This is a genomic window from Clostridium thailandense, assembly GCF_019207025.1.
Taxonomy (GTDB): Bacteria; Bacillota; Clostridia; order Clostridiales; family Clostridiaceae; genus Clostridium_AM; species Clostridium_AM thailandense.
This window is the reverse complement of record NZ_JAEEGC010000032.1, coordinates 13,272-30,498: the sequence shown is the minus strand read 5'-3', so window position 1 is coordinate 30,498 and position 17,227 is coordinate 13,272. Positions and strand designations below refer to the sequence as shown.

15 protein-coding genes are annotated in these 17,227 nt (G+C 35.0%); 3 read left to right on the top strand and 12 right to left on the bottom strand.

Translation table 11 applies throughout. The features are described from left to right. Positions 1-43 precede the first annotated feature (43 nt). From I6U48_RS07425 to I6U48_RS07380, 10 genes are all read right to left on the bottom strand, one after another. The gene (locus I6U48_RS07425) at positions 44-1,204 is read right to left on the bottom strand and encodes a nitrogenase component 1 (protein WP_218319786.1); all 1,161 of its coding nucleotides are present in this window, start codon (positions 1,202-1,204) and stop codon (positions 44-46) included. Then, positions 1,201-2,529, bottom strand: a complete 1,329-nt coding sequence (locus I6U48_RS07420; RefSeq protein ID WP_218319785.1) for a nitrogenase component 1 — start codon at positions 2,527-2,529, stop codon at positions 1,201-1,203. Before I6U48_RS07420 ends, I6U48_RS07425 begins: the two co-directional genes overlap by 4 nt. Next, positions 2,520-3,290: a nucleotide-binding protein gene (locus I6U48_RS07415; protein ID WP_218319784.1), complete on the bottom strand. Its 771-nt coding sequence runs from the start codon at positions 3,288-3,290 to the stop codon at positions 2,520-2,522. Before I6U48_RS07415 ends, I6U48_RS07420 begins: the two co-directional genes overlap by 10 nt. A 691-nt stretch (positions 3,291-3,981) precedes the next feature. After that, entirely contained in the window at positions 3,982-4,986 is a 1,005-nt protein-coding gene (hypE, locus tag I6U48_RS07410) for a hydrogenase expression/formation protein HypE (protein WP_218319783.1), read from the bottom strand. Continuing rightward, the gene (gene hypD / locus I6U48_RS07405) at positions 4,979-6,037 is read right to left on the bottom strand and encodes a hydrogenase formation protein HypD (protein ID WP_218319782.1); all 1,059 of its coding nucleotides are present in this window, start codon (positions 6,035-6,037) and stop codon (positions 4,979-4,981) included. The genes hypE and hypD overlap by 8 nt, the downstream gene beginning before the upstream one ends. Next, the gene (locus I6U48_RS07400) at positions 6,037-6,243 is read right to left on the bottom strand and encodes a HypC/HybG/HupF family hydrogenase formation chaperone (RefSeq protein ID WP_218319781.1); all 207 of its coding nucleotides are present in this window, start codon (positions 6,241-6,243) and stop codon (positions 6,037-6,039) included. Before I6U48_RS07400 ends, hypD begins: the two co-directional genes overlap by 1 nt. 2 nt (positions 6,244-6,245) lie before the next feature. Next, the gene (gene hypF / locus I6U48_RS07395; RefSeq protein ID WP_218319780.1) at positions 6,246-8,600 is read right to left on the bottom strand and encodes a carbamoyltransferase HypF; all 2,355 of its coding nucleotides are present in this window, start codon (positions 8,598-8,600) and stop codon (positions 6,246-6,248) included. An 8-nt stretch (positions 8,601-8,608) separates the two neighbouring features. After that, complete coding sequence (locus I6U48_RS07390) at positions 8,609-9,661, bottom strand: nitrogenase component 1 (RefSeq protein ID WP_218319779.1); 1,053 nt, start codon at positions 9,659-9,661, stop codon at positions 8,609-8,611. Continuing rightward, positions 9,662-10,963: a nitrogenase component 1 gene (locus I6U48_RS07385; protein ID WP_218319778.1), complete on the bottom strand. Its 1,302-nt coding sequence runs from the start codon at positions 10,961-10,963 to the stop codon at positions 9,662-9,664. Further along, positions 10,960-11,721, bottom strand: coding sequence for a nucleotide-binding protein (locus tag I6U48_RS07380; protein WP_218319777.1), 762 nt, complete (start codon positions 11,719-11,721; stop codon positions 10,960-10,962). The genes I6U48_RS07385 and I6U48_RS07380 overlap by 4 nt, the downstream gene beginning before the upstream one ends. A 484-nt stretch (positions 11,722-12,205) precedes the next feature. Between I6U48_RS07380 and I6U48_RS07375 the strand changes: the two genes are divergently transcribed. The 3 genes from I6U48_RS07375 to I6U48_RS07365 all read left to right on the top strand — a co-directional run bounded on the left by I6U48_RS07375 (position 12,206) and on the right by I6U48_RS07365 (position 13,533). Next, positions 12,206-12,406 (top strand): hypothetical protein, encoded by a 201-nt coding sequence (locus tag I6U48_RS07375; RefSeq protein ID WP_218319776.1) that lies wholly within the window; start codon positions 12,206-12,208, stop codon positions 12,404-12,406. Positions 12,407-12,500: 94 nt separating this feature from the next. Beyond that, positions 12,501-12,761 carry a spore coat protein gene (locus I6U48_RS07370; protein WP_218319775.1) on the top strand — a complete coding sequence of 87 codons (261 nt, stop codon included), beginning with the start codon at positions 12,501-12,503 and terminating at the stop codon, positions 12,759-12,761. A gap of 310 nt (positions 12,762-13,071) precedes the next feature. Further along, complete coding sequence (locus tag I6U48_RS07365) at positions 13,072-13,533, top strand: hypothetical protein (RefSeq protein ID WP_218319774.1); 462 nt, start codon at positions 13,072-13,074, stop codon at positions 13,531-13,533. Positions 13,534-13,666: 133 nt separating this feature from the next. Here the strand turns inward: I6U48_RS07365 and I6U48_RS07360 are convergent, their stop codons facing one another. Together I6U48_RS07360 and I6U48_RS07355 are read right to left on the bottom strand one after the other, a co-directional pair. Next, the gene (locus I6U48_RS07360; RefSeq protein ID WP_218319773.1) at positions 13,667-15,709 is read right to left on the bottom strand and encodes a leucine-rich repeat domain-containing protein; all 2,043 of its coding nucleotides are present in this window, start codon (positions 15,707-15,709) and stop codon (positions 13,667-13,669) included. Between the two features lie 154 nt (positions 15,710-15,863). Then, positions 15,864-16,946 (bottom strand): serine hydrolase domain-containing protein, encoded by a 1,083-nt coding sequence (locus I6U48_RS07355; RefSeq protein ID WP_218319772.1) that lies wholly within the window; start codon positions 16,944-16,946, stop codon positions 15,864-15,866. Positions 16,947-17,227: the final 281 nt, after the last annotated feature.

The window sequence follows — 17,227 nt, the reverse complement described above, 5'->3', positions numbered from 1 at the left end:
AAATACCACTACACCTTTCTTAAACCCTATCCATTACTCTAAGCTATAAAACATCAATACCTTTCTTCTCCTTAAACAGCATCTCCACATTATCAACCAAATCCACAATATCTTTTCTATAAAGCCTTCCCGAGAAAGCTTCATGTGGAAGTGCCACAAATTTAGTGCCAGTCTGAACAATAGTACGATAAATAGGGTCTGCAATCACAGTTTTTGCACTTTTCAAAGATGCCATAATGCTATCTTCATCCTCTGCCAAAACATCCCCTTCTAATAGCAAATCAGCTTCCGTTTCCAAAGGACATAAAACCTTAACTTTCATATCCTTTGTAAGTTCAAGTGCTGCTGCTAATGATTCAGAATAAATGCTTTCCCCAATAATAACTATGTCACTATCACAGGCAGTCCGCTCACTATATGCAATTTGCGATTCTCCTGTGTCAATTGCCTTATCAAGTGCTTTCATTACCACCTCTGCAAACTTCTCTCCCATTGGAACTCCTACAACATATGGTGTTCCAAACTTCTTCTGTAATTCTTTTGCTGCAGGCAGTCCAGTATTTGAAACAACTAAGTTAACTTCTGCTGCTCCTGCTTGTTTCAATTCCTCCAAGCTGCTTCCCATTGCCCATACAGATAGAACTTCAAAGTCTGCTTCAGTTAATCTCCTTCTAATGCTGTCTACACTTCCATTTACAGAATAATCTAAAGGAGTAGCTCCAAGCACATTTACACTTTTTCTTCTTTTAGCTATACCTTCTATGGTAAATCTTTTTACTATTTCAACATAAGCTTGTCCTGCTCCACATAGATAAGAATGCATTCCATTCGTTTCAATGCCAAAGGTTGGAATTCCAGTTTGTCTCTCAATCACTTCTGCAATAGCATGCAAATCTGTACCTATCATCATAGGAATTGGTGTACCTGCAATAGCTATAAATTTAGGCTGCAGCTCCTTTGCTGCCACCACAATATCATTTATTAATTTTTCATCATCACCCATGATGGCTTCCATTTCAGAAAGCCCTGTGATGTATACCATACTATCCATGCCATACCAGCGGGGTTCGTCATGAGTGTTGTACGTTGAATTACATCCTGATGCATCATGCATTATAACCATTCCGCCTAATTCATACAATGCAGAACAGACCCCTGACACATCTGCAGTATATATTGAAATAAATGCTGAAGCCTGTTTCATAATAAGCAGTCACACCCCAATCCTTTCATTTTTATATGATCCTGTATATTTTTAGGACATATAAAAGCTTCTTTCATAAGTCCAGTGAGTCTTACAATTCCATCAAAACCGTACATTCCACCGCCTTCTACTATATTTACAAAGTACTCACTTTCTGTAAAATAAGCAGCCTTTTGTCCTATTGCCAAACTCTTCTCACAGCATTTTCTGTCTAGTACGCGCATCTTTGCATGTGCTGTAGCATATACTTTCATTTCAGGCTTATTTTTTACAAGCCAGTCAAAATCTTTTCTATCCCATTCTGTAAAAGAATCTACATAAAGTCTGTCTACATTAAATCCATTTTCCACAAGTAATCGTGCGAGTCCAGCTGGCCTTGGAATAGCTGTATAATCTATGGAGATCTTTGCATCGCCAATCACTTCTTTTGCTTCTTTCAAAGCCTTCAACGCTGCTGATTTCTCCTCTGTATATTCTTTTTTGGGCAGTCCCAAATATTCATTTAATATATTTAAATTTCCTGATATTTCATCAAACCCATAACATAAAGGCAGATGTAAATGTTTTTGGCCTAATTTTTCTTGCAAATACTCTCCGCCTGGTATTGCAATAGGCAGGTATGATATATTGACATGACTTTCAGCCATTTTAAGATATTCATCGTAGGTATTGCAAAAAGTAATGTCTTTTAATTCATATCCACTCTCACGAATAGTCCTTACTAATTCACTGCTTTCATCAGTAGAAATATTGTTACCAATGATATTAATGCTTTTTTTATTAATCTCAAGTGGTTCAAGAAGGCTGTACATCTGGCGTTTCATTATCTGATCTGGCGTTAAACCACTTTTTCTCATAATGGGATTCATATAGCAGTCTGCAAAATCCACTCCTGGATATCTTTTTCGCAATTCATTGTAAACTAGCTCCAAATCGCACCCCATAAAATGATGTATGCAGGCAGTAAATACCAAAACTGCTGGTGGTTTCTGTGGAAGTTTCTCAAGTATATCCGATACACCTTCTATGATAAGTTCTTCCATATCCCCTTCTAGCACATTGTTTTCCTGTACAGTTATAGTTGAGAATCTATCTAAAGTACCCATTTCTGCTGCTGTAAGAACAACACCTCTTAAACAATTCGCCGCACATATGTATATTTGATGTGATTTTGGAATAAGCATTCCCACATGAACTATATTCCATGTTCCTCTAGCAGGAGAATTATACTCTAGTCCTGATACAAAGGGGGCAGGAAATGCAGCATCTTTTATTGCAGTACAGGCCCCTGTCTCATCAATAGGTTTAGATAAATTTACAAGCATGATATCTCCTTTCCACATATCCTTGTGATGCTTTCTGCCAGCTTCCTATACTGACTCGCCATATCACTATCAGGAAATGCTTCTATTACTGTCCTGTTCAAAGTTTCTGCCTCTTGAACCACTTCGCTCCTGTCAAGGGTACCAACTATTTCTGAATGAATATCCTCTGCTAATTCACTTACTTTTTCATATTCATTTTTTACATTTCTTCTGTTAAGAATAATACCTCCAAGACCTGCATAGCCTCTGTCTTTAAAGTTATCTATAGCCATTGCAATATTAGCTGCTGCATGAATAGCCATGTTTTCCCCTGAGGTTAAAATAAACACTTTATCTGCGTAGCCCTTACGCATTGGCATTGAAAAGCCTCCGCATACCACATCACCCAATACATCATATATCACTACTTCTGGTTTATACACCTCATAAGCGCCTTTTTCCTTTAATTTTTCTAAAGCTGCTATAATTCCCCTGCCTGCGCATCCTAAGCCCGGAGTAGGACCACCTGCCTCTACACATATTATGCCATTGTATCCAACAGTAACCATATCTTCCAGAGTAAAGTTGTCCTTATTCTTCCTTACAAGCTCAAGCACTGTATTCACCTTTGTTTTCCCATGAAGCGAAAACGTAGAATCAGCCTTAGGATCACAACCAATCTGCATAACCCTTATTCCCTTATCAGCTAATGCAGCTGATATATTAGAAACTGTTGTAGACTTTCCAATACCACCTTTTCCATAAACTGCAATATTTATCATAGTATGTTTCCCCCTAATTTACTCATGTTCATCTGTTCTTGTTTTATAAGCATCTACGTCCGACACTTAGCTTATTCTCCGGGATATATTGGCATTCTTCCGGCACAATAAATACTTTTGATAAGTCTAAAGCTCAGTATTTTGAAAGTCTAAGAACCATTGATAAACTCGTACCTCAAACAAATCAATAGTCCTAAGACTTTCTAAAATACTTCGCTAAGACTTATAACAAAGGTATTTAAATGTGCCTTCCAGAATGTCAATATATTCCTGCGCACAAGTTAAGTGTCTGGTGTAGTTGCTTGTAAATCGTTAACTCTACAACTAAATTTATCCAACTTTCTATATGTATTACAAATAGTAGTATTTTTAATATATGAAAAACATAAAAATGTAAATTGCTACTCAAATGTTTAAAGTTAACGATCTATATAGAGTGCAAGATCAGAAAATCAACTTATATGCAGGGATATGTTTCCAAAGCTGAAGGCACATATAAAACCTTTTTAATCAATCTTAGCGAAGTATTTTAGAAAACCTTAGAAACTTTTATATGTTTGAGGCACGAGTTTATAAAAGCTTCTTAGATTTTCAAAATACTGAGCTTTAGATTGATAAAAAGGTTTTATAGTGCTGAAGCTTGGAAACATGTCCCGGAGTGTAAGTTGATTTTCGGCCGTGCCAGCCTATATTAGCATATTCTAGGAAGCAATTCTCCTCCTGGAGGAGGCAGCAAGGTTTCTGCACCAATTTCTGTTTTTACGATAACACGTCCTGCCATATCTTCTATTACCTCACCAATGATAGCCGCATCTTTCGAATATTTACCCATGCGTAATGTATCAACAAGTTTTAGAGCAGCTTCTTTTGGAGCAAAGATCACAAGCCTGCCTTCACATGCAAGATATAGTGGTTCTAGACCCAGCATACCGCATACACCTTTTACTCCATCTGCTACTGGTATACTCTCTGAATCCAATCTAATTCCAACTTTGCTCTGTTCTGCGATTTCATATAATACTGTACCAACACCTCCACGGGTAGCATCTCTGATTACATGAATATCCTTTGTGGTATTAAGCATAGCCTCTACTGTTCCCCATAATGGTGCACAATCACTGGTTACATCTGCCTCAATTCCAAACTCATTTCGTGCCAGCAAAACAGTGCATCCATGTCGCCCTACATCACCGGTTACAATAATTGCATCACCAGGTTTTGCATTAAAGCCGGAAGTATTAACATCTTCTATAATCTGACCTATGCCTGTTGTTGTTATAAATACCCCATCAACCTGTCCTTTTCCGGCCACCTTCGTATCTCCGGCCACTATTTTAACTCCTGCTTCATCTGCAGTCTTTTCCATGGCTGCTGCAATTTCCTCTAGCTTATCCATCGGAAAACCTTCTTCAATGACAAAAGCACAGGATAAATATAAGGGCCTTGCTCCCATACAGGATAAGTCGTTTACTGTTCCGCAAATACTCAGCTTGCCAATGTTTCCACCTGGGAATTCAGCTGGTGAAACAATAAATCCATCTGTTGTAAAGGCTAGTTTTTTTCCATTTATATTTAAGACTGCAGCATCATCTGCTGTTAGGTCAGGATTCGAAAAATGAGTTTTAAAAACCTGATCTATTAATTCTGATGTTTGTTTTCCTCCAGCTCCATGAGCTAGTGTAACTATTTTATCCATTTATATTTCCTCCATACTGATAATATGCTGAACATGCCCCTTCATTAGATACCATACAGGCTCCAACGGGGTGCAGTGGTGTACATCCTTTGCCAAACACTTTACAATCTGATGGTTTACATTTTCCCTGCAAAACATCACCGCAGCGGCATGCAGGATTACTTTTTCCCTTTACTTCTGGTAAATGAAATTTGATCCTTGCATCAAACTCTTTATATTCTTCTTTTAATTTAAGACCTGAATTTTCGATAACTCCAAGACCTCTCCATTCAGAATCACAGTCTTCCATAATTTCAGCAACAATAGCCTTGGCTACTTTACTGCCTTCAGGAGTTACGACTCTAGGATAACAGTTTTTAAAGAAGCTGCCACCCTCCTGTAATTTTGTGATTACTACCGCAAGTGCTGTCATGATTTCCTTTGCAGTAAAACCTGTTATTACTCCACTAACTCCTTCGCAAGCTAAACTTTCACAAAGCTTAGTTCCTACAATGGCATATACATGACCTGGATATAAAAAGGCATCTGCACTTCCTTTCAAAGCTTTGTATGCACTTGGCATAGTTTTATTTGCCGTAAGCAATGAAAAATTTTTAAGTCCTACAGCTTTAGCCTTTTTTACTGACAAGCAGCTGGCAGGTGTGGTTGTCTCAAAGCCTACTGATAAGAATACTACCTGCTCATCAAGATGTTCACTCGCATACTCATAGGCATCGATAGGTGAATATACAATTTGAACCTTGGCTCCTTTTGACCTGGCTCCCGCAAGGCTCATTTCTGAACCAGGCACTCTTACTAAATCTCCAAAGGTACATATTGTTACATTATGGTCAAGAGCAAGCATAGTAGCTTCGTCAATAAAACCAACAGGAGTAACGCAGACCGGACATCCCGGACCTGATATCAGTTCAATATCCTCTGGTATTATATTCCTAATTCCAAGTTTAAATATTTCATGAGTATGAGTTCCGCAAACTTCCATAATACGAAGCTTAGGTCCGTTGTAAGCTTCAATAATCTCCTTTGCAGTTTTTCTTTTGTTCTCAACCATTACAATGCCTCCATGATTTCATCTGTTTCACTCTGATCATCTTTTGTAATTTTAGCAATGGCAATTCCTGCATGAACCATAACATAATCTCCTGGTTCCAATTCATCTATTAATTCTGCAGATACCTCTCTTCTCGCTCCTGAAGCATCAATAATTGCCATACCTTCTCTAACCTTTACAACTTTTGCTGGCAAACCTACACACATATCTATTCTCCTTCCTTAAACTTATTTATATATTTCATTGCTGCTACTGCCTGCCCTAGTGCGATTCCACCATCATTTGGCGGCAATAAACTATGGGTTAAAACCTTAAAGCCCATTTTTCTCAAACGTTCTATGCTCATTTTTAATAATAACTGGTTCTGATATACTCCACCGCTTAAGGCTATGGTATTGATTCCACTTTTTTCTGAAGCACGCTTACACATAGCTGTAATCATTTCTGCCAATTTTTCATGAAAAAAGTAAGCAAGCATCCCTGCATCTCTTCCAGCTAATGTTTCCTCTACAATTTTCTTTACTAAGACATCTGTTGCTAAAATTAACTGTCCATCTGAATTTTCATAAGCAAGCTCTTGCAATTCAATACTATCTAACTCAGAACTCTTACCCTCACCATTAGAAACTCTATATTCTTCTTCATAAGCTTCTGCTGCAAACTCAAGAGTCATAGAAGCTTCACCTTCAAAAGATGATTGTTTTCTAATATTTAAGATAGCACTTACAGCATCAAACAAACGTCCAGCACTTGTAGATGTTATGCTGTTTATTTTGTTGTCAGCCATCATAAACTGAACATTACAGCTCTTCTCATCACATAACTTAAGCATTTTTATAATTTCTGCTGCCTTTGTTTTGTCTTTGTATATGTCATAGATCATGGATACTGCAATTCTCCAGCCCTCTTTAGCTGACAAGTCGCCGCCAATTTGGAGAAATGGTTTTATGCTGCCCAATCTTTCAAAACCATCATAATCAGCTTTTAATAACTCACCGCCCCAAATGGTTCCGTCCGTTCCATATCCTGTTCCGTCAAAGGAAACTCCTATAACCGGCTTTGAATAATCATTCTCAGCCATACAGGATAGAATATGAGCATAATGATGTTGAATTTGTAGAACAGGAATTCCTATTTCCTGTGCAACATACGTGGTATTATACTTTGGATGCATATCACAAGCTACAATGGTTGGCGTGGTCTCAAGAAGAGTTTCAAGTCTAGTAATGGACTCCTTCAAAGCCTTTACTGTTCTTAAATCTTCCATGTCACCAATATATGGTGACTGATAAAACAAATCATTTTTACCTAAACAAAAAGTGTTTTTAAGTTCACCGCCAACGGCCAGCACTTCTCCTTTAAATCCACTTGAAATCATAAAAGGCAGCGGTGCATATCCTCTGGAGCGCCTTATCATATAAGGTTTTTCTTCAAAGAAATCCATAACTGAATCATCTGCTCGAATACGAATCATTCGATTATGTGATAATATAACATCACACAGCTTTGATAACTCTGTTATCGCATCATTGTCATCTCTGCATATTGGTGCCCCAGATGTATTACCGCTTGTCATAACCAAACAATCTGGCATTACTATATCATCATCATAGGTAAATATGAGCAGTTGAAGAGGCGCATAGGGAAGCATTACTCCCACCTTTGGATTATCCGGTGCCACGGCACCACACACCCTTCCACTTAACTTTCTCTTCAGAAGTATGATTGGTTTCTGATGTCCATTAAGTACTTCTTCCTGAACTTCTGTAATTTCACATTCACGTTCTATAGTTTCCATATCCTTCATCATAACTGCAAAGGGTTTTGCCGGCCTGGTCTTTAAGGTTCTAAGTCGCTGCACAGCTTCCTTACTTGTGGCGTCACAACAAAGATGGAAACCTCCAATTCCCTTTATAGCTACAATTCCTCCATCATGGATTACTTGTCTTGTGTAAGTAATTGCGTCCCTGCCTCGTTCATCTCTTCCAATTATATAAACCTCTGGTCCACACTCATTACAGCATACCGGCTGCGCATCATATCTTCGTGTTTCTGCATGAGTGTATTCATATTCACACTCTGGGCACATTGGAAATTCTCCCATGCTGGTACGTACACGGTCGTAAGGCATAGAATCTAAAATAGTAAGTCTTGGCCCACAGCACGTACAGTTTATAAAGGGATGAAGATATCGTCTGTCCTTCTTATCAAAAAGTTCTTTTGTACATTCTGGACAAATGCCAATGTCTGGAGATACAAAAATCTCACCTTGTTCATGTTCACTTTCAATAATTTCAAAGCCCTGAAATTTTTCTGACTCTTCCACTTCATGCACATCAATCTTTAGTATAGATGAACGCTTTGGAGGATTATGCTCTAAATCATACAGAAAGCCTTCTAATTCACTTTTACTGCCTTGCGCCCATATTTCTACGTAAGGTCCCTTGTTACACACACTTCCAAGTATACAGTTTTTATCTGCATGCCGGCTTACTGTGGGCCTGAAACCAACTCCTTGAACGATACCATAAACTCTAATTATCAAAGCTTTATACTCTTTCATTGCATATATCACATCTTTCCTGAAACTGCGAAATGTGGTGAATCCACATATTTTCCCTTAAAGTTAGGTATTGCACGTTTCAATATATTATCACCTACAATTACATCATAATTTCCTTGCTCGATAAGTTGCACAAACTGATCCTCTTCTCTAAGAGAAACATCCTGATCTTCTTTTAACTCGTCCTTTAGCATAAACCAAGAAGCAACTGTTACATCTGAATTAACCTTTCCATTTATTTCATCTCTGATAGAATTGGCTATGACCTGCTGATGTATTATTAAAACTTTTTTGCCTTCAAAAATTTTAAATCCTTCTTTTATTTCATCCTGTAATATATCGTAAGCCAGAGGATATTTAACCTCATAAGGTGTCCCGAATCTTTCTTTTAAATACTGCGCTGCCTTCACTCCTGCAGGCGACACTACTATATTTTTTGAAGCACTTCCGGCAGCTTCTACCTTTGATAAATCTACTCCCATTCCGTAGCAGTAAACATTTTTGAAGCCTTCTTTCTTTAGTGCTGCTTCTATTTTATCTGCTGCCTTTAAATCACTCATATCAAGTGGAATTGCTCCAATTACACCAATAGTTTCTTTCTCTACTGCAAGACTCTCCTTTGCAAAGGTCTTAAACATTTTAAGATAAGCTTCCTCAGCTCCCACATCGTATAAATCCATACCTGTAGTTTCTATTGTAAGAACAGGTATCTGGAGCTTTTTTTCTGTCATTTTCTTTATTGCATTATAATCAGTAGCAATAACTGCCGGTACCGGAGTTCCTATAACTGCTGCAAATTTGGCTTCCACTTTTTTAGCGGCATCTGCAAGTTTTGCCACAAGCCTGTCGTCACGGCCCAGTATAGCATCCATATCACGAAGACCAGCACTGAAAATGGTACTTTTTTCTGTAGCCCATCTAGGCTCATCAAAGCCACATACGTTACCAGCACATCCTCCTGCATCACAGATAACTATAATTCCACCCAATTTATAAAGAACGGATGCCGCACCAGACATGTCTGGCGCAAAAGGTGATATATATTTTCTTAACCCTTTCATCTATGCCTCCTTATCTGAACAATCCAATGAATGTTTCAATTCCTTAAATAATTTTTTTACACCAGCATACCCAAAGGGCTGAATATCCTCGTTCCAAGGTACATTAGTGCTGTCAGGATGGTAATACTCTGCATCCTTGCCAATGGTTATATCAATCTTTTCTTCACTGCAGTCATAATAAAGCATTGTAGGTTCAAGATTAGAATAAATCTTAGTCTCAGGACTCAATTCAGCAATTTTTCTGATATAAACAAAATCCTCATAAGTAGGATCTTTATATATTTCAGCTACCTTGAAGCCATATCTTAAAAGTGCCAGGGACAGTTCAAAAGAATTAGCATTCATTGTCTCCCCTACTGAAAAGGTTATATTTGGATAAACAGCTTTCAATTCATCTACCGACTTTTTCGCTTCCTCATAATATTCTTGGTCCTCAAAGCTTGCACCAAGAGCACTAGTAAAAATTCGATATTGATTCTGTATTTTATCTATCTGATATAGTCTTGTAAGCTCTGCAGATGGAATATTCAAACGTTTCATAATATCCTCTGCTGCAAATCTTGCTTCTGGATTTAAAACAAGATTAAAATTTGCCTCCGCCATGTGCATATATTCATCAAAATCTCTACATCGGGAGATTTCATTTATTTTCTTAATGCCAATGTGGTGTAATAGATCATACAATTCAGAGTCTTCTATAAGCGGAGCAAAATACCCCAGTATGTTAACTGTATCCTGATTTTTTTCCATAGGTTCAAGAAGCGAATAAATAGACTGCCTTACATGTACCATAGGAGGCTTACGCCCTTCTCTTGTTAATGCATACATATAGCATGGAAGAACAGGAATATCTATCTTCTCCATAGCCTTTCTGCAAACCCTCTCCATGTCTGTTCCAAGTAGTGCGTCAACACATGTAAGACAAATCATAACCACCGATGGCTTACTCTGCGTGCACTGACAAATCTCTTCCACTGCCTGTGGAATATTTTTCAAATGAGCTCCAGTAACGATATCTGTCTCATCCATCATCAAGTAAAAAATTCTATCATCATATTCACTTACACTTAAGGCTGCTGTATTCCTGCCACAGCATCCCGGAGCCACTAAAAGCATAATTGATCCTGGTATTGCAAGAGCTGCACGCTTAACCCCAAAGCCTTTAGCTCCAGGTGAATTAAAGGCAAGAGTTGCTGGTGAACTGTAAATCAAATGTGTATTGGAAACAAGCTCTGCAGGTATGTTATCTTTACCTGCTGCAACTAAATTTTCTACCGTAATATAATATGCCTCTTTTTTCATTTCATTCCCCCATCTTTAATCAATAATTTAGCTAAATTTAAAAAACTCTGGCTTATAGGAAGGTCTGGATCTCCTTCGATAACTGTTTTCCCCATTTCTTCAAAATGATTAATGTCTTGATTTCTTGGAATATCACCTACAATCGGAAGACCAACCTTATCTGCAAATTCTTTTACTTTTTCTTCTTCATTTTCAATGTTTCTATGATTGAATACTATGCCAAACACCTTTGCATAACTTCTATCTTCAAAATTCTTAACCGCGCTATTTATATTATTGGCTGCGTAAAGAGCCATTTTTTCGCCTGAAGTGACAATTAGTACTTTTTCAGCATATCCTTCACGGATAGGTGCTGCAAATCCACCACAAACCACATCTCCTAATACATCATAAAGCACAATATCAGGTTTATAGATTTCAAAAAGATTTAAATCTTCTAATAGATTAAAAGTAGTAATAATACCTCTTCCCGCACACCCAAGACCAGGTGTAGGACCACCTGCCTCTATGCAAAGAACTCCCCCAAAGCCTACTTTTGAAATATCCTCAATTTTTTCTGGATCCGCATCAAATTCCCTCATATAATTCATTACAGGCATTAATGATTGCCCTCCTAGCAAATTTATGCTTGAGTCTGCTTTAGGATCACATCCTATCTGAATAACTTTTTTCCCAAGTGTAGCAAAGGCTGCCGACAAATTACTAGTAATTGTAGACTTCCCAATTCCACCTTTGCCGTATATGGCTATCTTTAGCACTTTTAAAACCCCCCATAAAATTTCATTTGTAATAGTCCCATATTAATAGATAAGTTAAATAGCTGTCGTGTTCGACTATACATCTGGTACTTTTTCCCTATGTAAAAAAGCTCCTCCCAAGTTTGGGAGGAGCTTAAATGCGGTCATAATATTTAAATAATGCAAAAACTGCAGAATATTACTTTTTACTGCCCGCTCTTTATCTCAGGACACCTTCGCTTCAGAGTGACAAAAATATTAAATTTTTAGTTAAAATATCAAATAACCGTTAAACCGTTTTCTGAAATTTTTATATATTCAGTTTATCACTAAAAATTGGCACTGTCAACAAGTTACACCATATTGTGTAAAATACTATTGTTATATGTCTCTTAATGAATACATATTCAATTTAATTTCCATTATTTTACAATCATAGTCCATACTACTTTTGCTAATAATAGTTCTGTATAAAACTCAAAGAAAACAAGGAGGCAAAAAACTTATGCAAAGTAAACAAATTGAAGCCAACAATCTAAAAGTAATTGAAGACCAATTAAATCATGAATCATTAATGAACAAAAAAATTAACGAGTATTCTGGAATGTGTACTGATTCTAATTTAAAGAATTTATGTACTCAAGCAGCTTCGATTCACAAACAAAACTTTAATTCACTTAAGTCATACTTAGATTCTCATCAATAAGCATAATCTTTAAAAAATTAATTAGATTTATAGCTTAAATTAATCTTATTACATTAAAATACAGTAATTATAAAATTAATTGGAGGTACTTATAATGAAAGAAAAAGACCTAATGCAAGATTTACTTACAAGCGAAAAACAAGTTGTATCATCCTACAGCACAGGAATAACTGAAACTTCTTGCCAAAATCTTAGAAATACATTAGTTACTAACTTTAATAATGTTCAAGATGTTCAATTTAAGATATTTGACGCTATGAAACAAAAAGGCTGGTATAATACAAAAGATGCTCCTGATAATGATGTTACTACACTTAAAAATGAAGCTAATCAAATGATGGGTGAGCTAAAATAAATATTTTTTAATGGGGCTGTCGCAATAACATCTAAGGCAGACACTTAACTCATACTCCAGGAGATATTTACATTCTTCCATCACAATAAATACTTTTGATAAGTCTAACGTATTTAATGTGACTTTCAGAATGTAAATACCTCTCTGCGTATGAGTTAAGTGCTTGGTTTGGATATCTTATTGCGACAGCCCCTATTTAATTTTAAAAATAAAAAATAATTATAACCATTTTTTAGTAACCTTTTTGTCCAAATAATAATAATATGGAATTATAGTAATTAAAATAATAAAATGGAGGGGTATCACGAAAATGAGTCATGATTCCGTATTTACACTTCTAGCTTTAGGTGGCATTTTTGCACTCATAACACTTATTCTATCCATAGCACTATATGTGCTTTCTTCTATAGGTCTTTATAAGTTAGCAATAAACCAGCATATCAGTAATCCTTGGATCGCCTGGATACCGATAGCCAATCTGTATATTTTAGGTAGTATAATAAAAATTATTAAAATTGATTCTTACGAAATTCTAAAGCTTGAGTTGGTATTGCCCATAGGATGCCTTTTATCAATATTACTTAATCCTATTCCTTTAATTGGATGGATCTTTAGCATTGTTTACTTTGTATTGTTCTTAATTTCAGTTTTTAAACTATTTAAACTCTATAGACCTAGTCAAGCAGCTATATGGTTGGCAATAAGTATTATACTTCCATTTATGGGACCTATCTTTATATTTATTATGAGAAATGACACCCCTGTTTCCTAGTTGGATAAAGTTTGATTAACTACTTATTACTAATTATAAAAAGCCGGTTGGTATCCTTAAGAATCTCCTAACCGGCTTATTTGAGTTTGGCTTTGTTTAAACAAAAGTGCTGCAATAAACAGCTAAAATACGTTTATTTGCCAATACCGCCCCATTCTATAACAGTAAATCCATTACGTTCAAACTCTTTTATTTCGGGTTTTTTAATTTGCAGGTTCTCGTTATCCTTAAGAGGTACAAAGTAAAAGTAAACTCTTAAAATTGAGGTTGGTTCTTTGGATAAATTCAGCTTAATTGCCTCGTTTATTTCTTTAGGATCAATGTAATAGGCTGCATATCTATCAGTTTTCCAGTTCAACTCTTTTGACCAGTATTCAATAAAATCTGCCTTCTCCTTTGAATTTAAACCTATAGAAGTCAATATGCTGTTCATTTCTTCATTAAAACTACCTTTGTTTACAATCCAACCTTTATCTAAAGTAAATTGATGATTAATTGAAGCTTCATAAAATAAAAAATCATAGGTATTATCAATTTTTCCACTTGGGTCGACTGTTACTTTCCACCCTCCATTATATTCTGGAATTGATTTAGTTATCTTACCTTTAGGTGTAACCTGTACTAATAATTCTTCTGTTTTCTCTGGATATAAATATATATTGGGTTTCTTAACTAACATCTCATCAATTTCGCATCTAGGTAAAGCTGTTTTTAAAGCTTGTATATCCGCATCACTTACTGGATTCTGAAATAAAGTAAGCCATTGCAAGTTAGTCAAATTTTCCAATACACTTACATCACTTATTTGATTGTTACTTAAATCAAGGCTTTGTAAATTAGTTAAATCCTTTAAGTCACTAATATTACTAATTTGATTATCATTTAAATTAAGTGTTTGTAAATTAGTTAGTTTATTCAATTCACCTATATTGATAATTCCGTTATTATTAAAATTAATACTTTTCAAATTAGGTAAATCCTTTAATGCATTTATTATATCACTTATATTATTAATTTGGTTGTTACTTAAATCAAGAGTTTGCAAATTGCTTAGTTTATTTAAAACTCCTATATCCTTTACTTTAGTGTAACCTAAATTAAGCTTTTGTAAATTGATTAAATTTCCTATCGAACTTATATTACTAATTTCGTTATAATTTTCTTTTGAAACAGGTGCTGGAATACCTTCCCATGGAACATAACCTAAATTAAGTTCTTGTAAATTAGTTAAGTTATTTAATGCACTTATGTCAATTATTTTATTGTTAGCTAAATTAAGTACTTTTAAATTAGTTAAGCTTTTCAACGCACTTATATCACTTATTTCATTGTAGCTTAAATCAATAGATTGTAAATTAATCAAGTTTTTTAACGCACTTATATCTTTAAGTTGATTGCCACTTAAATTAAGTTCCTGTAAATTAGTTAAACTTTTTAATACATCTATATTACTAATTTGATTACAACTGTCATAATATTCACCTAAATCAAGTGTTTGTAAATTAACTAAATTTTTCAAAACGCTTATGTTACTAATTTTATTGTTACCTAAAGTAAGCTGCTTTAAATTAGTTAAGTTTTTTAATGAATCTATACTACTAATTTGATTTTCAAGTAAATTAAGCTTCTGTAAATTAGTTAATTTTTCTATTCCACTAATATCTTGAATTTCGTGATATTTTGCATCTAATTCAGTTATGTCTTCAATATCACTTTTATAAACATCTCCACTTGGCTTATTTATATCATCTCTTATTGCTTCTTCTAAGTTCTTATCCTTGAAAGTTACTATACCGCCACTATTAGGTTTTCTTTTAATATTAAAATGTATATTGCATTCATCCTTTAATCCATTTCCACTGCTAGAATGTACTCTGTTTCCAACAGTCACCGTGTATTCTTCTCCTACTTTATATCCGCCTTCTGGAGCCGTTATTATAATGGATTTTCTGTCTTGTCCCAATTTTACATCAACGTTTATTGTATCACCTTTTCTACTAATTACACTTATCCCCTGCTTAGTTAAATCATCCAATTCAATTTCATAATTAAACTTAATTGTCCATGTTTTATTGGCATCCACCGTCTGATTATCTGTGAAACTTGCTGCTTTTACATTAGATGCACACAGTAGAAAAACACTAAAAAGTATTCCAATTAAAAATTTTCTTTTCATCTTTATCCCCCATTCATATCCACATAATGTAATTATAACTTTTTTTACCATGTTAATCCATGATCATAATGCAGAAACTCTGATTCTAAAGGGATGATTTTTAAAAAATTGACACTTTTTCAGTTGCTGTGTTTATCTAATTTCTTATTACAGCCTATATTTCTTTAAAAATTGCAGTTTCAGCAATATTGTTTATATTCTTCCTAAGTTCTATAAGTTTCATATTGTCTCTAGAAGGGTGAACCCTGTTTGTAAGCAATATAAAAGCAAACTGATTTTCAAAATCTATAAACATGGATGTCCCTGTGAATCCAGTATGATAAATAGTACTTTTTGATGCCAAATCTCCTATACTGCTAGTGTGGTCAAATTTATCTTTAATATGCCATCCTAATCCCCTTTTCTCATTAAGCCCTTCAGTGTTATATTCCAATATCATCTTTATAGAACTTTCACTGAGGATTCTTTTACCATGAAAGCTGCCCTTATTAAGCATCATTTTACAAAACCTACCTAAATCTTTTATAGTAGAAAATAGTCCTGCATTACCACTTACCCCTCCAAGAATATATGATTTTTCATCATGAACAGTTCCCTTAATACATCCTCTTAAATCCGTACATTCGGTAGGTGCGCACCTGCTAATTAAGTTTTCCTTAGGATTATAGCAAGTATCCCGCATATCTAATGGCTTAGCTATATTGTCATTAAAATATACATCCATAGGACCTGCCACCTTCTCTATAATAAGTCCTAATAAAATAAATCCTATATCTGAGTACTCTACTTTTTTACCAATTTCATGTTCAAGCTCAGTAGAAAATATTTTTTTTAGCATATCCTGCTTGCTTCCACACAATTCTTCATAATCATATATATCAGCAGGCAGTCCAGAGGTATGTGTTAACAAATTATATATTGTAATGTCTTTATACTTAAAATCAGGAAGAATATCACAAACATTTGTAAACAAAGTAATTTGTCCATCTTCTATTAATTTTAAAATAATAGTAGTAGTAGAAATAACTTTACTTAAGGAAGCTAAATCATAAATTACTTCCGCATTGGTTAATTTTTTTGTTGGAATCAACTCTGAATGTCCTTCTGCATAAATCTCGCTTTCTTGTCTTGTTATTATTCCAAAACAAGCTCCTGGAAGCACCTTTTCATCTATGCACTTTTTAATATATTTTCTTAAATATTCAGCTCTATTTATATCAATCATACTAATTGACATTAATATTACCTTCTTTCCTTTATGTATTTTATAAATAGCCGGACTGTTACGCTTATAGAGAAATGCTGCCTGCATTTAACTTGTACAACTAGATATAGTATGACGACAACCCTTCCTAAAATATTATAGCTCGTAAATTCCTGGAAATGCAACGTAAAAAACACCATAGAATTTATTTGAACAATGTGGTGTTATAAATAAATTATTAATTTTATGTCTATGAAATTTCATTGTAGAATAAAACTTCATCCTATGATTAAACTAATAAAAATGAAATAATG

Coding starts and splice junctions, on each gene's coding strand:
- I6U48_RS07425 (WP_218319786.1), bottom strand. CDS start 1,204: ATGAAACAGGCTTCAGCATTTATTTCAATATATACTGCAGATGTGTCA.
- I6U48_RS07420 (WP_218319785.1), bottom strand. CDS start 2,529: ATGCTTGTAAATTTATCTAAACCTATTGATGAGACAGGGGCCTGTACT.
- I6U48_RS07415 (WP_218319784.1), bottom strand. CDS start 3,290: ATGATAAATATTGCAGTTTATGGAAAAGGTGGTATTGGAAAGTCTACA.
- hypE (WP_218319783.1), bottom strand. CDS start 4,986: ATGGATAAAATAGTTACACTAGCTCATGGAGCTGGAGGAAAACAAACA.
- hypD (WP_218319782.1), bottom strand. CDS start 6,037: ATGGTTGAGAACAAAAGAAAAACTGCAAAGGAGATTATTGAAGCTTAC.
- I6U48_RS07400 (WP_218319781.1), bottom strand. CDS start 6,243: ATGTGTGTAGGTTTGCCAGCAAAAGTTGTAAAGGTTAGAGAAGGTATG.
- hypF (WP_218319780.1), bottom strand. CDS start 8,600: ATGAAAGAGTATAAAGCTTTGATAATTAGAGTTTATGGTATCGTTCAA.
- I6U48_RS07390 (WP_218319779.1), bottom strand. CDS start 9,661: ATGAAAGGGTTAAGAAAATATATATCACCTTTTGCGCCAGACATGTCT.
- I6U48_RS07385 (WP_218319778.1), bottom strand. CDS start 10,963: ATGAAAAAAGAGGCATATTATATTACGGTAGAAAATTTAGTTGCAGCA.
- I6U48_RS07375 (WP_218319776.1), top strand. CDS start 12,206: ATGCAAAGTAAACAAATTGAAGCCAACAATCTAAAAGTAATTGAAGAC.
- I6U48_RS07370 (WP_218319775.1), top strand. CDS start 12,501: ATGAAAGAAAAAGACCTAATGCAAGATTTACTTACAAGCGAAAAACAA.
- I6U48_RS07365 (WP_218319774.1), top strand. CDS start 13,072: ATGAGTCATGATTCCGTATTTACACTTCTAGCTTTAGGTGGCATTTTT.
- I6U48_RS07360 (WP_218319773.1), bottom strand. CDS start 15,709: ATGAAAAGAAAATTTTTAATTGGAATACTTTTTAGTGTTTTTCTACTG.
- I6U48_RS07355 (WP_218319772.1), bottom strand. CDS start 16,946: ATGTCAATTAGTATGATTGATATAAATAGAGCTGAATATTTAAGAAAA.